This window comes from Frankia sp. AgPm24, from assembly GCF_023243055.1.
Lineage (GTDB): Bacteria > Actinomycetota > Actinomycetes > Frankiales > Frankiaceae > Frankia > Frankia umida.
Genome location: NZ_JALKFW010000181.1, coordinates 1 through 16281 on the forward strand (window position 1 = coordinate 1; position 16281 = coordinate 16281).

The 16281-nt window shown below is 71.8% G+C and carries 15 protein-coding genes; 5 read left to right on the forward strand and 10 right to left on the reverse strand.

Going from position 1 to position 16281, the window contains the following annotated elements:
- The 5 genes from MXD61_RS12395 to MXD61_RS12415 form a co-directional block, all read left to right on the forward strand.
- Positions 1–687, forward strand: a 687-nt coding sequence (locus MXD61_RS12395; RefSeq protein WP_248813065.1) for a U32 family peptidase, incomplete at its 5' end; no start/stop codon positions are given.
- Positions 684–1865 carry a mandelate racemase/muconate lactonizing enzyme family protein gene (locus tag MXD61_RS12400; protein WP_248813067.1) on the forward strand — a complete coding sequence of 394 codons (1182 nt, stop codon included), beginning with the start codon at positions 684–686 and terminating at the stop codon, positions 1863–1865. The genes MXD61_RS12395 and MXD61_RS12400, both read left to right, overlap by 4 nt.
- A gap of 81 nt (positions 1866–1946) precedes the next feature.
- Positions 1947–2954: a zinc-binding dehydrogenase gene (locus MXD61_RS12405; RefSeq protein WP_248813069.1), complete on the forward strand. Its 1008-nt coding sequence runs from the start codon at positions 1947–1949 to the stop codon at positions 2952–2954.
- A gap of 44 nt (positions 2955–2998) precedes the next feature.
- Entirely contained in the window at positions 2999–4597 is a 1599-nt protein-coding gene (locus tag MXD61_RS12410; RefSeq protein ID WP_248813071.1) for an aldehyde dehydrogenase (NADP(+)), read from the forward strand.
- Between the two features lie 26 nt (positions 4598–4623).
- Positions 4624–5490 (forward strand): SMP-30/gluconolactonase/LRE family protein, encoded by an 867-nt coding sequence (locus MXD61_RS12415; RefSeq protein ID WP_248813073.1) that lies wholly within the window; start codon positions 4624–4626, stop codon positions 5488–5490.
- 174 nt (positions 5491–5664) lie between these two features.
- Here the strand turns inward: MXD61_RS12415 and MXD61_RS12420 are convergent, their stop codons facing one another.
- The 10 genes from MXD61_RS12420 to MXD61_RS12460 all read right to left on the reverse strand — a co-directional run bounded on the left by MXD61_RS12420 (position 5665) and on the right by MXD61_RS12460 (position 15836).
- Positions 5665–6444, reverse strand: coding sequence for a MerR family transcriptional regulator (locus MXD61_RS12420; protein ID WP_248813075.1), 780 nt, complete (start codon positions 6442–6444; stop codon positions 5665–5667).
- A gap of 12 nt (positions 6445–6456) precedes the next feature.
- Positions 6457–7251, reverse strand: coding sequence for an ABC transporter permease (locus tag MXD61_RS12425; protein ID WP_248813077.1), 795 nt, complete (start codon positions 7249–7251; stop codon positions 6457–6459).
- Positions 7248–8204 (reverse strand): ABC transporter ATP-binding protein, encoded by a 957-nt coding sequence (locus MXD61_RS12430; RefSeq protein WP_248813079.1) that lies wholly within the window; start codon positions 8202–8204, stop codon positions 7248–7250. Before MXD61_RS12430 ends, MXD61_RS12425 begins: the two co-directional genes overlap by 4 nt.
- 57 nt (positions 8205–8261) lie before the next feature.
- Positions 8262–8390: a hypothetical protein gene (locus tag MXD61_RS28045; protein WP_285223242.1), complete on the reverse strand. Its 129-nt coding sequence runs from the start codon at positions 8388–8390 to the stop codon at positions 8262–8264.
- A 385-nt stretch (positions 8391–8775) separates the two neighbouring features.
- Positions 8776–9603 (reverse strand): enoyl-CoA hydratase/isomerase family protein, encoded by an 828-nt coding sequence (locus MXD61_RS12435; protein ID WP_248813081.1) that lies wholly within the window; start codon positions 9601–9603, stop codon positions 8776–8778.
- A 388-nt stretch (positions 9604–9991) separates the two neighbouring features.
- A complete protein-coding gene (locus tag MXD61_RS12440; RefSeq protein WP_248813082.1) occupies positions 9992–10540 on the reverse strand; it encodes a YbaK/EbsC family protein in 549 nt (182 codons plus the stop codon).
- 69 nt (positions 10541–10609) lie between these two features.
- Complete coding sequence (locus tag MXD61_RS12445; protein WP_248813084.1) at positions 10610–11794, reverse strand: cation:proton antiporter; 1185 nt, start codon at positions 11792–11794, stop codon at positions 10610–10612.
- Positions 11791–12219: a hypothetical protein gene (locus MXD61_RS12450; protein WP_248813085.1), complete on the reverse strand. Its 429-nt coding sequence runs from the start codon at positions 12217–12219 to the stop codon at positions 11791–11793. Before MXD61_RS12450 ends, MXD61_RS12445 begins: the two co-directional genes overlap by 4 nt.
- A gap of 50 nt (positions 12220–12269) precedes the next feature.
- The gene (locus MXD61_RS12455; protein WP_248813086.1) at positions 12270–12545 is read right to left on the reverse strand and encodes a hypothetical protein; all 276 of its coding nucleotides are present in this window, start codon (positions 12543–12545) and stop codon (positions 12270–12272) included.
- Positions 12546–12734: 189 nt separating this feature from the next.
- Complete coding sequence (locus MXD61_RS12460) at positions 12735–15836, reverse strand: AAA family ATPase (RefSeq protein ID WP_308222735.1); 3102 nt, start codon at positions 15834–15836, stop codon at positions 12735–12737.
- Positions 15837–16281: the final 445 nt, after the last annotated feature.

The window sequence follows — 16281 nt, forward strand, 5'->3', positions numbered from 1 at the left end:
CCGGGGGGGGGGCGCGGCCCCCCCCCCCCCCCCCCCCCCCCCCCCCCCCCCCCCCCCCCCCGCGGCACCGAACAGCTGGTGCACGTGCTGGAGGACATCCGCCGCACCTGTGAGGCGGGTATCCGCGGCGTCCTGGTCACCGATCTCGGGGTGCTGTCCCTGGCGGCCGACATGCGAGCCGCCGGCGAGCTGCCCGCCGGGCTGCGGTTCAAGACCAGCGTCCAGATGGGCCTGGCGAACCCGGCGTCGATCCGGATCGCCGCCCGCCTGGGCGCCGACTCCTACAACGTGCCGACGGACCTGTCACTGGCCCAGCTCGCGGCGGTCCGGGCCGCCGTGGACATCCCGATCGACCTCTACGTCGAAGCGCCCGACGATCTGGGCGGCTTCGTGCGGCACTTCGAGATCGCGGAGATCGTCCGCGTCGCCGCCCCCGTGTACCTGAAGTTCGGGCTGCGCAACGCGCCGAACATCTATCCGGCGGGCACCCATCTGAACGCGACGGCGGTGGCACTGGGCCGGGAACGGGTCCGCCGCGCCGAGATCGGCCTGGAGCTGCTGGCCCGCTACGGGCCGACGGCCACCGGCTCGACCCTGCCCGCGGCCGACCTGGCGGTTCCGGTACCGACGGCACAACCACCAACCGGGACCGAGCCGAAGGACGCACCGCGGCTGGTGACCCGGTGAGGATCTCCAGGCTCGAGACGTTCGTGCTGGGCACACCGTGGCGGGACCTGACCTATGTGCGGCTGCACACCGACGACGGACTCGTCGGGGTCGGGGAGACCCGGATGCTCGGCCACACCCGCGCCCTGCTCGGCTACCTCGACGAGGCGGCCGGCAACCACGTGCTCGGTTCCGACCCGTTCGACATCGAGTCGCTGGTCGGACGGATGAAACGCGGCGACTACGGCCGGGCCGGTGAGATCGTCATGTCCGGGATCGCCTGTGTGGAGATGGCCTGCTGGGACATCATCGGCAAGGCGCTGGGCCAGCCGGTGTGGCGCCTGCTCGGCGGTAAGGTCCGCGACCAGGTCAAGGCGTACGCCAACGGCTGGTACACGGTGGAGCGCACGGCGCAGGAGTTCCACGACGCCGCCCGCCGGGTGGTCGAACGGGGCTACCGCGCGTTGAAGTTCGACCCGTTCGGCCCGGGCTGGGCCGAACTCGAACCCGCCGAGCGCCGCCGCTCGATCGGCCTGGTCGAGGCCGTCCGGGACGCGGTCGGCCCGGACGTGGAGATCCTCGTGGAGATGCACGGCCGGTTCTCCCCGCACGAGGCGATCCGGATCGCCACCGCGCTGGTGCCCTTCGAGCCGTCCTGGGTCGAGGAGCCCGTGCCACCGGAGAACCTGCGCGCCCTGGCGAAGGCCGCCGCCGGCATCCCGCTGCCGGTCGCGACCGGAGAACGCATCCATGACCGCATCGAGTACCGCGAGCTGTTCGACCTCGGCGCCGCCGACATCATCCAGCCCGACATCGGCCACCTCGGGGGCATCGCCGAGACCCGTAAGCTCGCCGCCACCGCGGAGACCCACTACATGCTCATCGCCCCGCACAACGTCGGCGGGTCGGTCCTGACCGCCGCCAACCTGCACCTGGCCGCGACCACCCCCAACTTCAAGATCCAGGAACATTTCAACGACTTCGCCGACGAGGAGGTCAAACAGGCCGCGCCCGGCCTGCCCGAGGTCATCGACGGGTACTTCGCGCTGCCCACGGCCCCGGGCCTGGGCGTGGAACTCGACGTCGACTTCATCCGCGACCGCCCCTCCCAGGGCGCCCACTTCGACCTGTACGCCGACGGCTGGGAACTGCGCGGTACCCGACCGGTGACGCCGGCCGACCGGCGGCCGTCGACATGACACCGACCCGCGCGGTTCGGTCCGACGCCACGGCCGGTGGTATCACCGGAGCGCCGGGTGACAGACGTGGATGATCGGGCGGTGTGGATCGACGCGCCCGGCCAGCTCCGTGTTCGTCCGGCGCGACCCGCGGCGCCGGCGGCCGGAGAGGTCCTGGTCAGGGTGGCGTGGGCGGGCCTGTGCGGTTCGGACCGGGAGATCATGCGCGGCACCCGACCCGCCGGCTACGTCCGCTATCCGGTGCTGCCCGGCCACGAATGGTCCGGCACCGTCGAAACGGTGGGGCCGGGGGTGGCGCCGTCGCTGGTCGGGCAGCCGGTCGTCGCGGAGGGAGTGTGGTCGTGTCGGATCTGCGTCGCCTGCCGACGCGGCGACACCAACCTGTGCGCCGGCCCGTACGACGAGACCGGCTTCACCCGCCCCGGAGCCTGGTCCGACCACCTGATCGTGCCGGCCACACTGCTGCACCCCCTGCCCGCCGGCGTCGATCTGCGTGCCGCCGCCGTGCTGGAACCCGCGGCCTGCGCCGCCGCCGCGTGCCTGCTCGCCGGCGCCGTGCCGGGTACGCGGATCGCCGTGGTCGGCGCGGGCACCCTGGGCCTGCTCGCCACCCAGCTGCTCGCCGCGGGAGGACCGGCCGAACTCGTCGCCGTCGACCCGCGCACCCACCGGGCCGACCTCGCGGTCGACTGTGGCGCGACCACGCTGATCAGCCCCGACGAGGCGGCCACCGGCACCCGTTGGCGGCGGCGCTTCGACGTCGTGGTGGAGGCGGCCGGCGCGCCCGGTAGCGCCCACCTGGCGACCACGTTGGCGGGCCGCGGCGCCCAGGTGGTTCTGACCGGTCTGGCCTCGACCGAGGACCATCCGTTGGTACCGGTCGATCTCGTCGTCGGGGGAATCACCCTGCACACGGTGTTCGGCGCGCCCTCACGGGCCTGGACACACGCGGTCCGCGCGTTCACCGCCGGCCTGCTGCGCCCCGAGCCGTTGATCACCCACGAGGTCGCCCTCGACGACGCCGCGCGGGCGTTGGCGCTGCTGGACACGCCGTCATCCGACATCACCAAGATCCTGCTCCGCGTGTGAGACCGGACCGCGGGCACGGACAGACCCCAGAGCGGGAGCACCCATTGACCCCGACCCTCACCCCGCCGGCCGGTACCGATCCGCTCGCGGCGGCCCAGGCCGCGGCCCGGCCGTTCGCCGCGCTGGCACCGAGCCGGCGCGCGGACATCCTGCGCGCGGTGGCCACCACACTGGACGCGGACGCCGACCGCCTGACCGCCCTGGCGGGGGAGGAGACCCACCTGCCGCCGGCGCGGCTACGCGGCGAACTGGTGCGCACGACCTTCCAGCTGCGGTTGTTCGCGGACCTGCTCGACGACGGCGGCTACCTGGAGGTGGCCGTGGACACCGCGGATCCGGACTGGCCGACCGGACCGCGCCCACAGCTGCGTCGGATGATGGTCCCGGTCGGCCCGGTCCTCGTCTTCGCCGCGTCGAACTTCCCCTTCGCCTTCAGCGTCGCCGGGGGTGACACCGCCGCGGCCCTCGCCGCCGGCTGCCCGGTTCTGCTCAAAGCACATCCCGGCCATCCGCGGCTGTCGCGGCACACCGCGCGGCTGGTGGTCGCGGCGCTCACCGACGCGGGAGCCCCGGGCGGGGTCTTCGCCCTGCTCGAAGGCGACGACAGCGGCCGGGCCGCCCTCGTCGACCACCGGGTCCGCGCGGCGGCGTTCACCGGATCCACCCGGGTCGGCCGGCTGCTGTTCGACCTGGCCGCGGGCCGCCCCGACCCGATCCCGTTCTACGGCGAGCTGGGCAGTGTCAACCCGGTGTTCGTGACCCCGGCCGCCGCCCGCGCCCGCGGCCCGCGGATCTGGTCCGGCTTCGTGGAGTCCTTCACCCTGGGCGCCGGCCAGTTCTGCACCAAGCCCGGCCTGCTGCTCGCCCCGGCGGGTGCCGCCGAGCAGGCACTGGTCGAAGCCCTCGAGGGCCATCCGGGCGCCGCGATGCTCAACGACCGCCTCCAGGACGGGTACGACCGGGACCTGGCCGCGTTGACCGCCCATCCGGGCGCCACCATCCTCGTCAACACGCGAACGCCCGAAACACCGGACGTGCCAGCACCGGACGTGCCAGCACCGGACGTGCCAGCACCGGACGTGCCAGCACCGGACGTGCCAGCACCGGTCGGACCGGCGCTGGTGACGGCGACGGTGTCCGCGCTGGTCGCCGACCCGGACGCGCTGGCCGCCGAGGTCTTCGGGCCGGCCTCCGTCCTGGTCACCTACACCGACCCGGCCGAGCTGCTCGACGCCGCCCGGGTGCTCGAGGGCCAGCTGACGGCGACCATCCACGGCGAGGCCGACGATCCCCAGGACGCCGCGCTGGTCCGCGCGCTGCTGCGGGAACTGTCCGAGCGGGCCGGGCGGGTGCTCTGGAACGGCTGGCCCACCGGCGTCTCGGTCACCCACGCGATGACGCACGGTGGCCCCTACCCGGCGACCACCTCGCTGTTCACCTCGGTCGGGACGAGTTCCATCGGCCGGTTCCTGCGCCCCGTCACCTACCAGAACCTGACGGACGACCTGCTGCCCGAGGCGCTGCGCGACGCCAACCCGTGGCGACTGCCGCGACGCCTCGACGGCCGACTCGTCCAACCCGACACCACCGACACGCCCGACACGCCCGACACCACGAGCGTGGCACCGGTGTCCCCGCAGTGACCACGGTTGACCAGGTAACCGGGCCCGTGACGACCCACGGCGAGGGGCCGCTGTGGGTGCCGGCCTGGGGCGGCCTGCACCTCGTCGACCTCCTCGCGGGCGACGTCCTCGCCCTCGACACGAGGACCGGTGCAGTCGAGCGCCACCATCTCGGCACGATCGCGGCGACCATCCGGCCGAGAACGAGCGGCGGCGCGGTCGTCGCACTGGAACGCGGCTTCGCCCTGCTCGACGCACCCCCCGCCGGGTCGCCCTTCCGGTCGGACGCGGCGGGTTCGACGTCCCGGCGGGTGCTGCCGAGCCTGTGGCCGGCGGCGCGCGGCCTGCGGATGAACGACGGCGGTTGCGACCCGCACGGCCGTTTCTACTGCGGCTCGATGGCCTACGACGAGACACCCGGCGCCGGCTCCCTGCACCGGCTGGATCCCGACGCCACGACCACCGTCGTCCTGAGCGGGGTGACCATCTCCAACGGTCTGGCCTGGAGCCCCGACGGCACGCGGGCCTACTACGTCGACACACCCACCCGCCGGATCGACGTGTTCGACTACGACCCCGCCGACGGCCTCACCGGACGGCGCCCCTGGGCGGCGGTCGCGGACGGCCCGGGCCAGCCCGACGGCCTCACCGTCGACGCGGACGGCGGTGTCTGGACAGCGCTGTGGGGCGGCGGCGCGGTCTGCCGGTTCGCCGAGAACGGCAGCCTCGACCAGGTCATCGAGCTACCCGTGCCACGGACCACCGCCTGCGCCTTCGGCGGCCCCGACCTGGGCACGCTCTACGTGACGACGTCCCGGCTCGACACCGACACCGACCGCCACCCCGCCGCCGGCGCGATCTTCGCGATCGACGCCGGCACCCGCGGCCTGCCCGTCCTTCCCTTCGCCGGCTGACGACGACCGCACTGGAAGTCAGCCGGGACTGAGACCGGAAGCGACATCCGAGGGGTCTGGTCTGGCGGACGACCAGGTCTCTGATCCCCCACCCGGATCGAACCAGCGATCCGTCGATGACCCGGCCGTGCTGGTTGATCGTCCGGTACAGGTAGCGCCACCTGTCGACGATCTCTAAGTGGGCGTGGGGATGCGCTCGAGTTTGGTCCATCCGCGCCAGCCGCGTTCCTCCAGTAGCTCGAGGAGTCGAGGGGCGATCCGCACCGAGGCCAGGAAAACGGCATCGAGGAGCTGCGCGAGCTCGTCGGGCATGGCCTCCTGGTAGCCCTCCGCTCCCGCTCCCTCTCCCTCGCCGTCAGCCTCGAAGAGGGCGACGAGCTGGTCACTCATGGCCGCGACGCGTGGGTCGTCCGGCTCCCAGTCCGCGGCGTGGACCAGATCGCGGTAGAGCTGGAGGGTCGCCGGATCGTCGAGTTGCTGCTGCTTGGCCTTCATGTAGAAGGGCATGTGCTCCGGGAGTTGGGCGGCGATCAGGATCCAGGCGTCCCGCTCGCCTTCGACCATCCGGTCCGGCAGTCCGAGCGCGCGCATCCGGTCCAGGTAGGCCACCGCCTCCGGTGGTAGTGCCAGGCTGTCCCCGGCTGCCAGCCGCGCGATCCGCTCGCGGTGTCGTTGGAGCTGTCTGATCTCCGCGCGCAGGCGCCGGTCGATGTCGGTGACGGCCGCGCCGAACTCCTGCTCGCCCGCGGCCAACAGTTCGCGCACGCGCGCGAGTGGCACACCGGCTTCGGCGAGGGTGCGGATGCGGACGAGCTCGACGACGGCGTGGGCGTCGTAGCGCCGGTAACCGGAGTGGTCGCGCTCCGGTTCCGGCAGCAGGCCCCTGGCATGGTAGTGCCGCACCGCGCGCACGGTGACGCCGGCGTACGACGCCAGCTGGCTGATCGTGAGCACCGTGCCAGTCTCCTACTTCGCGGGCACGCGCAGGAACAGCCGGCGCGACCAGAGGTAGCCGGCCAGCGCGATCAGGGCGGACCAGCCGAGCGCGAACCACAGGTCGGAGTCCGTGTGCGCCCCCGTCACGAGCGCCCGGAGAGTGTTGATCATCGGGGTGAACGGCTGATGCTCCGCGAACTGGCGCAGCCCGGCCGGCATCGCGTCGGTCGGCACGAAGCTGCTGCTGACGAACGGCAGGATCATCAGGAACAGCGGGGTGTTGCTGGCCGTCTCGACGCTGTCCGCTGCCAGGCCCATGCCGACGGTCAGCCAGGTGAGCGAGAACGCGATGAGCATCAGCAGCCCGACCGCGCCGAGCCAGCCGAGCGGACCCGCGTCGCCGCGGAACCCGAGTCCGAACGCGAACGCCGCCACGATCACCACGGCGCATCCGGTCCTGATGACGGCGCCCAGCATGTGGCCGGTGAGCACCGACAGCCGGGCGATGTTCATCGTGCGGAACCGGGCGATGATCCCGGTGGTCATGTCGGTCGCGGTCGAGATCGCGGTGCCGAGCGCGACACTGGTGACGGTCAGGAACAGGATGCCCGGCGTGATGAACACCAGGTAGTCCCCGCGGTCTCCGCCACCGTCCTGGCCCGGCAGGCCGGCGCCGAGAGTCCCGCCGAACACGTACACGAACAGCAGCAGGAACAGGATCGGCTGCACGATCAGCATGATCGAAAGCGATGGGTAGCGGCGGACGTGCAGCAGGTTGCGCTTCAGCATCGTCGCCGAGTCACGGACGGTGTGGGCGGTGCTCATGCGGGGACCTCCTCGGCTGCGGGCGCCTCGGCCGCGCGGCCGGTGAGCGCGAGGAACACGTCGTCGAGGTCGGCGGCCCCGACCGTCAGGCCGGCCACGGCGGCGTCGTCGAGGCCGTGGAGCACACGGCGCAGCCCGGCGATGCTGCCGTCGCCGGGTATCTGCAGGGTGAGCGTCTCGGCATCGGTGGATGCCTGCGGATGCGCCGCCGATGCGACGGACAGCCCCGCCGCATCGGTGAACTGCACCGACACGTGCCCGCCGGGCACCCGACGCTTCAGTTCGGCGGCCGTGCCCTCGGCGACCAGGCGGCCCCGGTCGAGGACCCCGATCCGGTCGGCCAGCTGATCGGCCTCCTCGAGGTACTGCGTCGTCAGCAGTACCGTCACGCCGTCGGCGACCTGTTCGCGCACGATCGCCCACAGGTCGCGACGGCTGCGCGGGTCAAGACCGGCCGTCGGCTCGTCCAGGAAGATCAGCCGGGGCCGGGCGATGAGCGTCATCGCCAGGTCGAGGCGCCGTTTCATGCCGCCCGAGTAGGTCTGCGCCCGCCGGTCGGCCGCGTCGACCAGGTCGAAGCGTGCCAGCATCACGGTTACGGCGGTTGTCGCGGTCGCCCGGTCCAGGTGTGCCAGGTCGGCCATCAGCCGCAGGTTCTCGCGGCCGGTGAGCAGCTCGTCGATCGCCGAGAACTGCCCGGTGACACCGATCGTGGCGCGTGCCCCGGCAGGCTCGCGTCGTACGTCGAAGCCGGCGACGCGGATCTCGCCGTCATCCGGGGCCAGCAGCGTGGAGAGGATGTTGACGACGGTCGTCTTGCCGGCGCCGTTGGGCCCCAGGAGCGCGTAGACGGTGCCCGGAGCGACGGTCAGGTCGAGGCCGTCCAGCACGGTGTGGTCACCGTAGGACTTGGTGAGTCCGAAGACCTCGACAGCAGGCCTGGTAGCGGTCATGCCGCCATGCTGGAGGCCTGACGCAGGGTCAGGGTCAAGCCCCGGTTGGTCCCCCGCTCAGTCGAGGGCGGCGGCGTGGGCCAGCGGGTCGGCCCGCACGGTCGGCAGCAGGTGGTAGCCGCGCAGCGCCGGGTCATCAGCCAGCGCGTCGACGAGCGGCAGCGCGATGGCCGGCCCGTCGGCCATCGACGCCCCTCCAGCAGCTCGACCAGGCCGGCCTCCAGACCGAGGCCGGCCAGCAGCAACCCGATCCGATGCCGTGGCAGCCGTAACCGGATGAGCAGGCCGGCCCCGCCGAGCGCGATCGCGTTGAGGGGCCAGAACGCGGTGTCGACGGCGGGCTCCAGCCCGGCCGACAGCGGCGGCGAAACCCGCGGCCTCTGTGGATCAGCTGAACTCGGGCACCTGCTCGTCGAATCCGAGCGGGGTTGTTCTGGCGTTGGCCCGCGGATTCAGGACGGCTGCCCGGTCAGTGGCCAGGTCACGCGGCTTTCGAGAACGTCGGCTCATGCGCTGGTAACGATGTGGCGGCGGGCCGAACGGGTCGGCTCGCCGCCACCCGTATGACACGTCAGCGCCGGTCGTCGCGGGAGGCGAACTCGTCGGGAATCCAGGCCGGCGCACGCTTGTCCATGAAGGCGCGCATGCCCTCCCGAGGTTCGGGGGAGTGCTGCAGGCCCCAGAACATCGTCGGGTAGTCGATCGGCCGGTAGTGCTCGCCGAGCATGCGCTTGACGTGCATCCGGGTGTCCGGAGCGGTCTGCACGATCTCCCGGACGGCCTGGACCGCCGCGTCCCGCAGCTGCTCGTGCGGCACGACCCGGCTGATCACGCCGAGGCGCTGCGCCTCGGTGGCGTCGAACCGCCGGGCCGACAGCATCAGGTCACGTGCCACCGCGACGCCGACATGGGCGGGCAGAACGGCGGCGTAGGTCGCGTCGATGATGCCCCGCAGCAGCTCCGGAACCCGAAACGTCGCCCGGTCGCTGGCCACCGCGATGTCGGCCAGCATCGCGATCAGCAGCCCCCCGCCCTGGCAGATGCCGTTCACCGCGGCCACCACCGGGGCCTGACTGTCCCGGACGGTGACGAACGGCAGGATGTCCGGACCGTCGAGACCGGGCGGCAGCGAATCCCCCGGCTCGGACCGGCCACCCAGATCGCCACCCGGGGCGAACACGTCACCCGTGCCGGTGATGACGAGCGCGGCCAGGTCCGGATCCCGGTTGACCAGCCACACCGCCCGTTTGATCCCGAAGTACATGGCCGGCGTCAGCGCGTTACGCGCCGCCGGCCGGTCGATGACACACCAGCCGATGGCGCCGTCCCGCTCGAACCGCAGCCCGGCCGCCCCCAGATCGTCCGTCCCCAGATCGTCCGTCCCCAAACCGTCCGCCATCCGCCCACCCCTCACCGTGCCATACCGCCATCTTCGTCATACCACCGTGGCGGTGTCAGGCGGTGCAGGTGCGTTCTTCGGACGGCGGTGGCCAGGGGAGAACCGGTCGGTCTGGTTTCCGGGCCATCGGCTGGCCTGTGGTGCGTAAGAGCCCAGGATCATGGTCCTGGGTCGAACGAACGTACTGCCCTCGTTGTTTCAGGGCTACTGGTATCCGACCGGCTTCAAGGACGTGTCGCCCTTGATCCAGATCTCGCGTGCTGGGGTGCTTGTCGTACAACGTCGGCGGCACAGGTCGGCTGCTCGGCGCGGTGGCAGGCGCGCTTTGCCGACTCGTCATGCGGGGACGACGGTCTGCCGTCGGGCCCGCCAGCCGGCCGCCTGGGCCTCAGGTGCCGAGGGCGTCGAGGACCTCGGCCGCGGGGAGGGCGGCGAGCGCCGCGCCGGGCAGCCACAGTTTGGATCGGCGCAGGCCGGAGCCGACGACGACGCGGGGATGTTCGGCGACCGCGCGGTCGATCAGCAGTGGCCAGGCGGCTGGCAGTCCCACCGGGGTGATGCCGCCGTACTCCATCCCGGTGCTGGACACGGCGGTGTCCATCGGGGCGAACGACACCTTGCGGGCAGCCAGCCGGCGCCGGACCAGCCCGTTCACGTCCGCCCGGGTCGTCGCGAGAACGACGCACGCCGCGAGCGTGGTCTCGGCTCCGCGCCGAGCGGCGACGATGACGCAGTTCGCCGAGTCGGCCGGCTCCACCCCGTAGCGCGCGCAGAAGGCCGCGGTGTCGGCCAGCTCGGGGTCGATCTCCGCCACCTCGACCTGCTCGGCGGGCGGCGCGGACGCCGCCTGCGGCCAGGCGGCCAGCGCCGCCGCGGTCGCTGCCGCGAGCAGGTCTGGTCGGCGCAGGGCCGGTACCGGCCGCAGAACGTCGGTCACGGCAGTGATCCTACGGCGCTTCTCGTTGCCCTCCTCCTGCTCGTGGCTGCTGGCGGCCGTCACCTGCGGTCAGGTTGGTTTGGGATCCGGCTTGTCGGTTGGGGTGGGTCCGGCCGGGTCGACCGGCGTGGCGGGACCGCGGCCGGTGAGTGCTGCCGCCACGGAGGTGACGGCGATCGTGACGAGGGCGCCGAGGACGAGGGCTGCTGGTTCGCCGGTGGCCAGCAGGTGCGACTGCGCACCGAGGGTCGCGGCCGCGACCGGCACGCCGAGTTGCGCGGCGGCCAGCGCACCGAGTGCTGCCGGCTGGCCGATCAGACGGTTGACGAGGTGACACACGACAGCCCCGAGGCCGAGCGCCAGGCCGAGCCCGATCAGGGCGGGGCGCTGGGCGAGCGCCCGCAGGTCCAGGGACGCTCCGAGCCAGAGGAAGAACAGCGGGCCGAAGAAGCCTTCCGTGATGGCGAAGAGCTGGCGGGCCAGACGGCGCGGTTCACCGGCGGCGGCTACGGCCAGACCGAAGGCGAACCCGGCCAGCATGATCGACACCTGGGAGGTCTGGGCGATGGCGGCCAGACCGAACAACAGCGCGAGATTGATCCGCAGCTCCAGGGCGAACTTACGTCGTTCCGACAGGTGGTGGAGCCTTTTACGCCACCCACGGCGTTCGGTCTCGCGCAGGACGGCGAACAGCGCACCGGCGCAGGCCAGCACCACGACGGCCCCGATGGCCGCATGGCCCGCCCTGGTCGGATCGATCGCCAGGGGCAGGGCGACGATGCACACGGCGTCGGCGATGGCCACCTGGGGCAGTAACTGCAGGATCGCGGTGCCCTTGAGCTGTAGCGCGTCGAGGACGGGCAGGACGAGGGCGGCGGAGGACGAGGACAGCAGCACGGCGTACAGGGCCGGGTGGCCGGTGCCGAAGACCGTGGAGATGGCCAGAGCGACGGGAACGGACGCCGCGCCCACGGCGGCGGCACGGCGCAGCCCGACCGGCAGCGCCCGCCGAAGGCCACGGTCACCCACCGGGACCTGCGAGCCGGCGACGAACATCACCAGCGCGAACCCGACGTTGGCCAGGAACGCGAAGGTGGACGCGGTCGGGTCCAGGCGTCCCACGCCCATCGGGCCGAGCATGATCCCGGCCAGGAGCTCACCGACCACGACGGGCAGTCGCCAGCGGTGCGGGAGCGCCAACAGCGGACCGGTGATCCCGGCCAGGCAGACCAGTGCCAGAAGGGCGAAGCTCACGGGCGTTCCGCCGCCGGGGCCCCTGGCTGGGTCAGCGGGCTCGGATGGGTGCTGGGGGCCGCCAGTCGGCAGGGGATCTCGGTGTTCTCGTCGGTGTGGTAACTCGCGCAGACCCGGTGGTAGCCGTCGGCGACCTGGAGTGCCCGTCCTGACATCAGGTCGCCGCGAATCAGGAGCACCGGAGACAACGCCTTGCGGGCGACGATCTTGCGCAGGTCCGCGGCGACGTGCGGGTTGTCGACCGGCAGCAGCGGCAGCCCGGACGCACGCAGGATGTCCTTGGCCTTCCAGCGCCGGGTCGTGGCCGCGCGCAGCAGTCCGATCAGGGCGTCGATCTCCTCGGGCCCGGCCAGAAGCCCCAGATAGGCCGCCGCCGCGGGGTAGTCATGCTCTTCGGGGTCGCTCTTCCACCGGACGTCGGGCATCCGTTCATGTTCCTCTTCTCACCCGCCCACCTGGCACGTCGACGTTCGGCTCAGCTGAGGGCCGGTACCGGCCAGGTGTCGATGACCGTGGCTGCGATCGTCCACCGCCGTCCCCGACGCCACGGGCCGGCGCGCTTCAGTCCGACCTCGGCGAGCAGCAGGTCGGCGGCCCGTTCGAGCGAGCCAAGGTCGGCCTCGCGGTCTGGCCGGCCGAGCCGGGCGACGCCGGTGTTGCCGATGCTCTCGCCCTCGTCATGCTGGTGGCGGATGATGCGCACCTCGCCGGTGTCATAGTCGGCCTGGGCTCGCAGGTCCCTGTCCGTCAACGGGTCTCCTTCGGTTACCGGCGTCGCTGCGCGGCTCAGAACCCGCGGGCCAGGGCCTGGTCCTGCGGCGGAAGGGGCCACATCCGTCGGGTCGGGATGCCGACCCGGGATGCTCCTGTCCTCACCGCGGTGACGCTCCACGGCTTTCTCCGCCGATTCTTGCGCGTCCGCGGACTCATTGCAGAGCAGCTACTCGCCGCCGTCCCAGACGAGGACGCCGGTGCGTGGACGTGGCGAACCCGGGCTGAGCACAGCGGGCAGATCTGCCCGGGACCGGACGTTCAGCTTCCGGTACACCCTGGTCAGATGCTGTTCGACGGTACTGGTCGTGATGTACAGGCGGTCCGCGATCTCTCCGTTGGTGTGTCCCAGGCCGGCCAGGGCGGCGACCCGTCGTTCGGCGTCGGTCAGCGCGTCGACCGCGGCTGGCGGGTACTGCCGCGTAGCGCCGTGCGACTCCGTATGCCCGCGGTTGCCGCGTTGCCTGGGGGGATCGAGGATCGCCTCGGCCCGGCTCTGGTTCGCCAGCAGTCGGGCGCCTCGCGAGAAGGAGCGGGCCTGGGCTGTGTTGCCGCTGCCATGGTAGGCCATACTCAGGTCGGCCATCGCGCGGGCGAGGTCCACCTTGGCTCCGACCTGGCGCAGGACCTCGACCGACTGCCGCAGCAGGGGCAGCCGCTCGCCGGGTTCGCTGGCGGCCGCCAGCAGCCGAAACGCGTTTCCCGATGTCCTCGAGCTGGTGAATCCCTCGCGGGCGAGTTGTTCCTCGGTCAGGTGCCGACTGCGGTCCAGCTGACCCATCCGCAGGTATGCCTCGGCGGCGCCGGTCCGCCAGGCCACCAGACCGGACACGTCCATCCCCCAGCGGACCATCAGATCGCCGCAGGTGCTGAAGTCGGCGAGTGCCGCGTGCAGTCGACCGGTCGCGAGGTAGAAGTGCCCTCTGGCATATAGGTAGTGCAGGCCGAACCGGGTCTGGAACATCGCTTCCGGAACCGGGGTCGTCAGCCATCGCGCGGCCTCGGTCAGGCGGCCCATGCAGACCATGGCAAGCAGCAGGCTCCCCAGCGGCGCGCCAAGACCGACCCCCCAGCCGTGTGGCGTCACGTCCGTCAGTGCCGTGCGGGCGTGTCCTTCCGCGCCGGGCAGGTCGCCCCGTCTCAGCGCGATCTCGGCCCGCAGACCGCAGACCATGGCCCGCCAGGTGTTCGATCGGGAGATCGTGGGGTGCGTGCTGAGGATGTCGGTGCCGGTGGCGGCGGCGGCGAGGCGATCGGTGTAGACCAGAACGAGTGCCGCCGACATGACGGCCTCGATGCCGATGTCGGTCAGCGACGCGTTCTGGAGCAGATGGTCCGCCTCGGTGCTGCCCAGTGCGTGCCCCCGGCCGGTGACCACTGCCGCCAGGGCGAGCGCCGCGCGCTCCACCGGATCGGTCGTGGCCGGGTCCAGCCGTTGCGCTGTCGATGCGATGGAGACCTGGTGGACCTGGTCCATGAGCCCCGGATAGGTACAGAACAACAGGAGCCGCCCGACGTCGGGGTCGGGGTCGGGGTCGGTGGCAGCCTGCCCGCCCCGGCGAGCGCTTGCTTCGCTGACGTGGACGAGTACCGCTGACGCCTCGGTCAACCGGCCGTGCCAGGCCAACGCCGCCACGAGGTCAACCGCCCGGCGGCCCACCAGATGGCCCTGGCGCGCCGCGGCGGTCAGACGTGGCAGGTAGTGAAACACCGTGGACGGGCTGAGCTGCCAGTCGACCTTCGCCGCGTCCAGCAGGATCGCGCTGCGTTCCGACTTGGCGGAGCACGCCCGGGCGGCGTGCTGGAGAAACTCGACCGCGTCGGCCAGCTGATCATCCGCCTCGGCCTGGGCCGCCGCGACCCGCAGCACCGGGAGGACCCAGATGTCCTCGGTGTGCCGCGCGGCGACCAGGTGCCGGGCGATGTCGACGGCGCGGGCGCCGTCGTGGTGCAGCAGTGCCGCGGCGCGGCGGTGCAGCTCCACGCGCCGGTCGGCGTGGATGTCAGCCACGACCGCCTGACGGGCCGCCGGATGGCGCAGGCACAGGTTCTCGAGCAGCCCGGCCTGTTCCAGCACGCGAAGTCCTCGGTCGACGGCGTCCGTGGGGCTGCCGAGCAGCCAGGAGATCCGATCGGGTCGGCCGGAATCGTCCAGCACCGCCACCGCCTGGGCGACGTCGAGGACCGCTGGCCCGGCGCGTTCGAGGCAGGACAGCACCGCCCGCTCGAAGGCCAGCCCGGCCACCGGCTCCGTCGCGGACATGGCGGCCCGCTGGCCGATCGCCGCCTGATGGTCCTCGATCAGTGCCCGTACCAAAAGGGGATTTCCGCCTGTGGCCCGGTGTACCGCCCGCGCCAACTGGATCGTTCCCCCGGTACCGGCTCGCCGGGCCATGATCAGGCCGACGTCCTCGGGGGACAGCGGCGGCAGCCGGATGCGGGTGACCTGCGGCTGCAGGAAGACCCCGCTCGCCGCCAGAGTGCCCCAGGTGGTTTCGCCGGTGGGCTCCGTCAACACGATCAGGGTGCGGAGGAAAGTGATTCGCTGCATGATGTCGAGGAGGCAGCGTTGAGATACGGGGTCGGCCCTGTCCGCGTCGTCCACCAGGACGAGAACCGGGCCCCGAGTACCGAGGTCACGCAGAAACACCTCGACATCGCCCAGAACCCGGGAGTAGGCCGCCGTCAGCTCCTCCTCGCCCGAGTGGTCCAAGACGAGATTCGCATAGTGGTCGATCGCCCTGGTCGCCAGGTGGTGATAGCGCGATTCATCCGCGAACTCACTGAAGAGCTGCCGGGCCAGCCGGAGTGGAAGCGAATTCTTCTCGGCGCACCCGGCCGCGCGCAGCGGGCGAATTCCTGCCGCTGCGGCTCGCTCCGCGAGGATGCGCAGGAGTGCGCTTTTTCCGATTCCGGCCGGGCCGGTGACAAGGGCGATCTGACCGTTGGGAGGATCGCTCGTGCAATCGGCGATCAAACTTTCGAAAACCGCTATTTCGGCTTCGCGCGCGACGAAGATCATGGTCGGCGGTCTCCTTGCGGACGTGGTGGACGGACCCCGCGTGCGGCTGGGTCGACGAGGCGATGGCGGGGGAGTGGGGCCACGGCTACGGCGCGACAGGATGCCTGCTCGCTTCCCACGAGCGGTGGCGGTGATCGCCGGTGGAGGCGCTGGGGTGCGCCGATCGATGTCGGCGAGGTCGAGGGGTCGGGCGTGTCTCGATGGATGGGCGTCGGGCTCTGTCGCATGTGGTTCGCGAACCTTCGGCATCAGATCAACGGTGAGTGCTCAGGGCAAGATTAAAGATGCTTTCTGTAGCGATTCTGCATGATAGGCGAGAGTAGATGGCTGTGCGTCTCTATCTGGAGACCATGTGCATGTGGTGGGGTGAATGGGTGATATGAACCATCTATTCGCATATGTGCGGAGAGTCGCGCAGTGCCCGGCTCGTGCGGCCGTTCGGCCGAAAGGCTGCTGACCGTGGCTGGTGCCGCCGACCGGCGGCCGCCTCTGGCCGAGCCCCGCGGGGGAGTCGGGGCAGGGTCTGGTGGGCGGCGAGAGTGCCGCCGGTTGCGCGGGGAGCGGCGAAACCCGCAGGAGCCTGCGGTTCTCGAGAAGGGCCGAAAAGCCTTTCGTGCCCCGTCTCGATGCTGTACCCCTACGGCCCCCTGTTTCTCGTCTCACAGTGCCGGTTGACGGTGCGGCTGGCACGGGC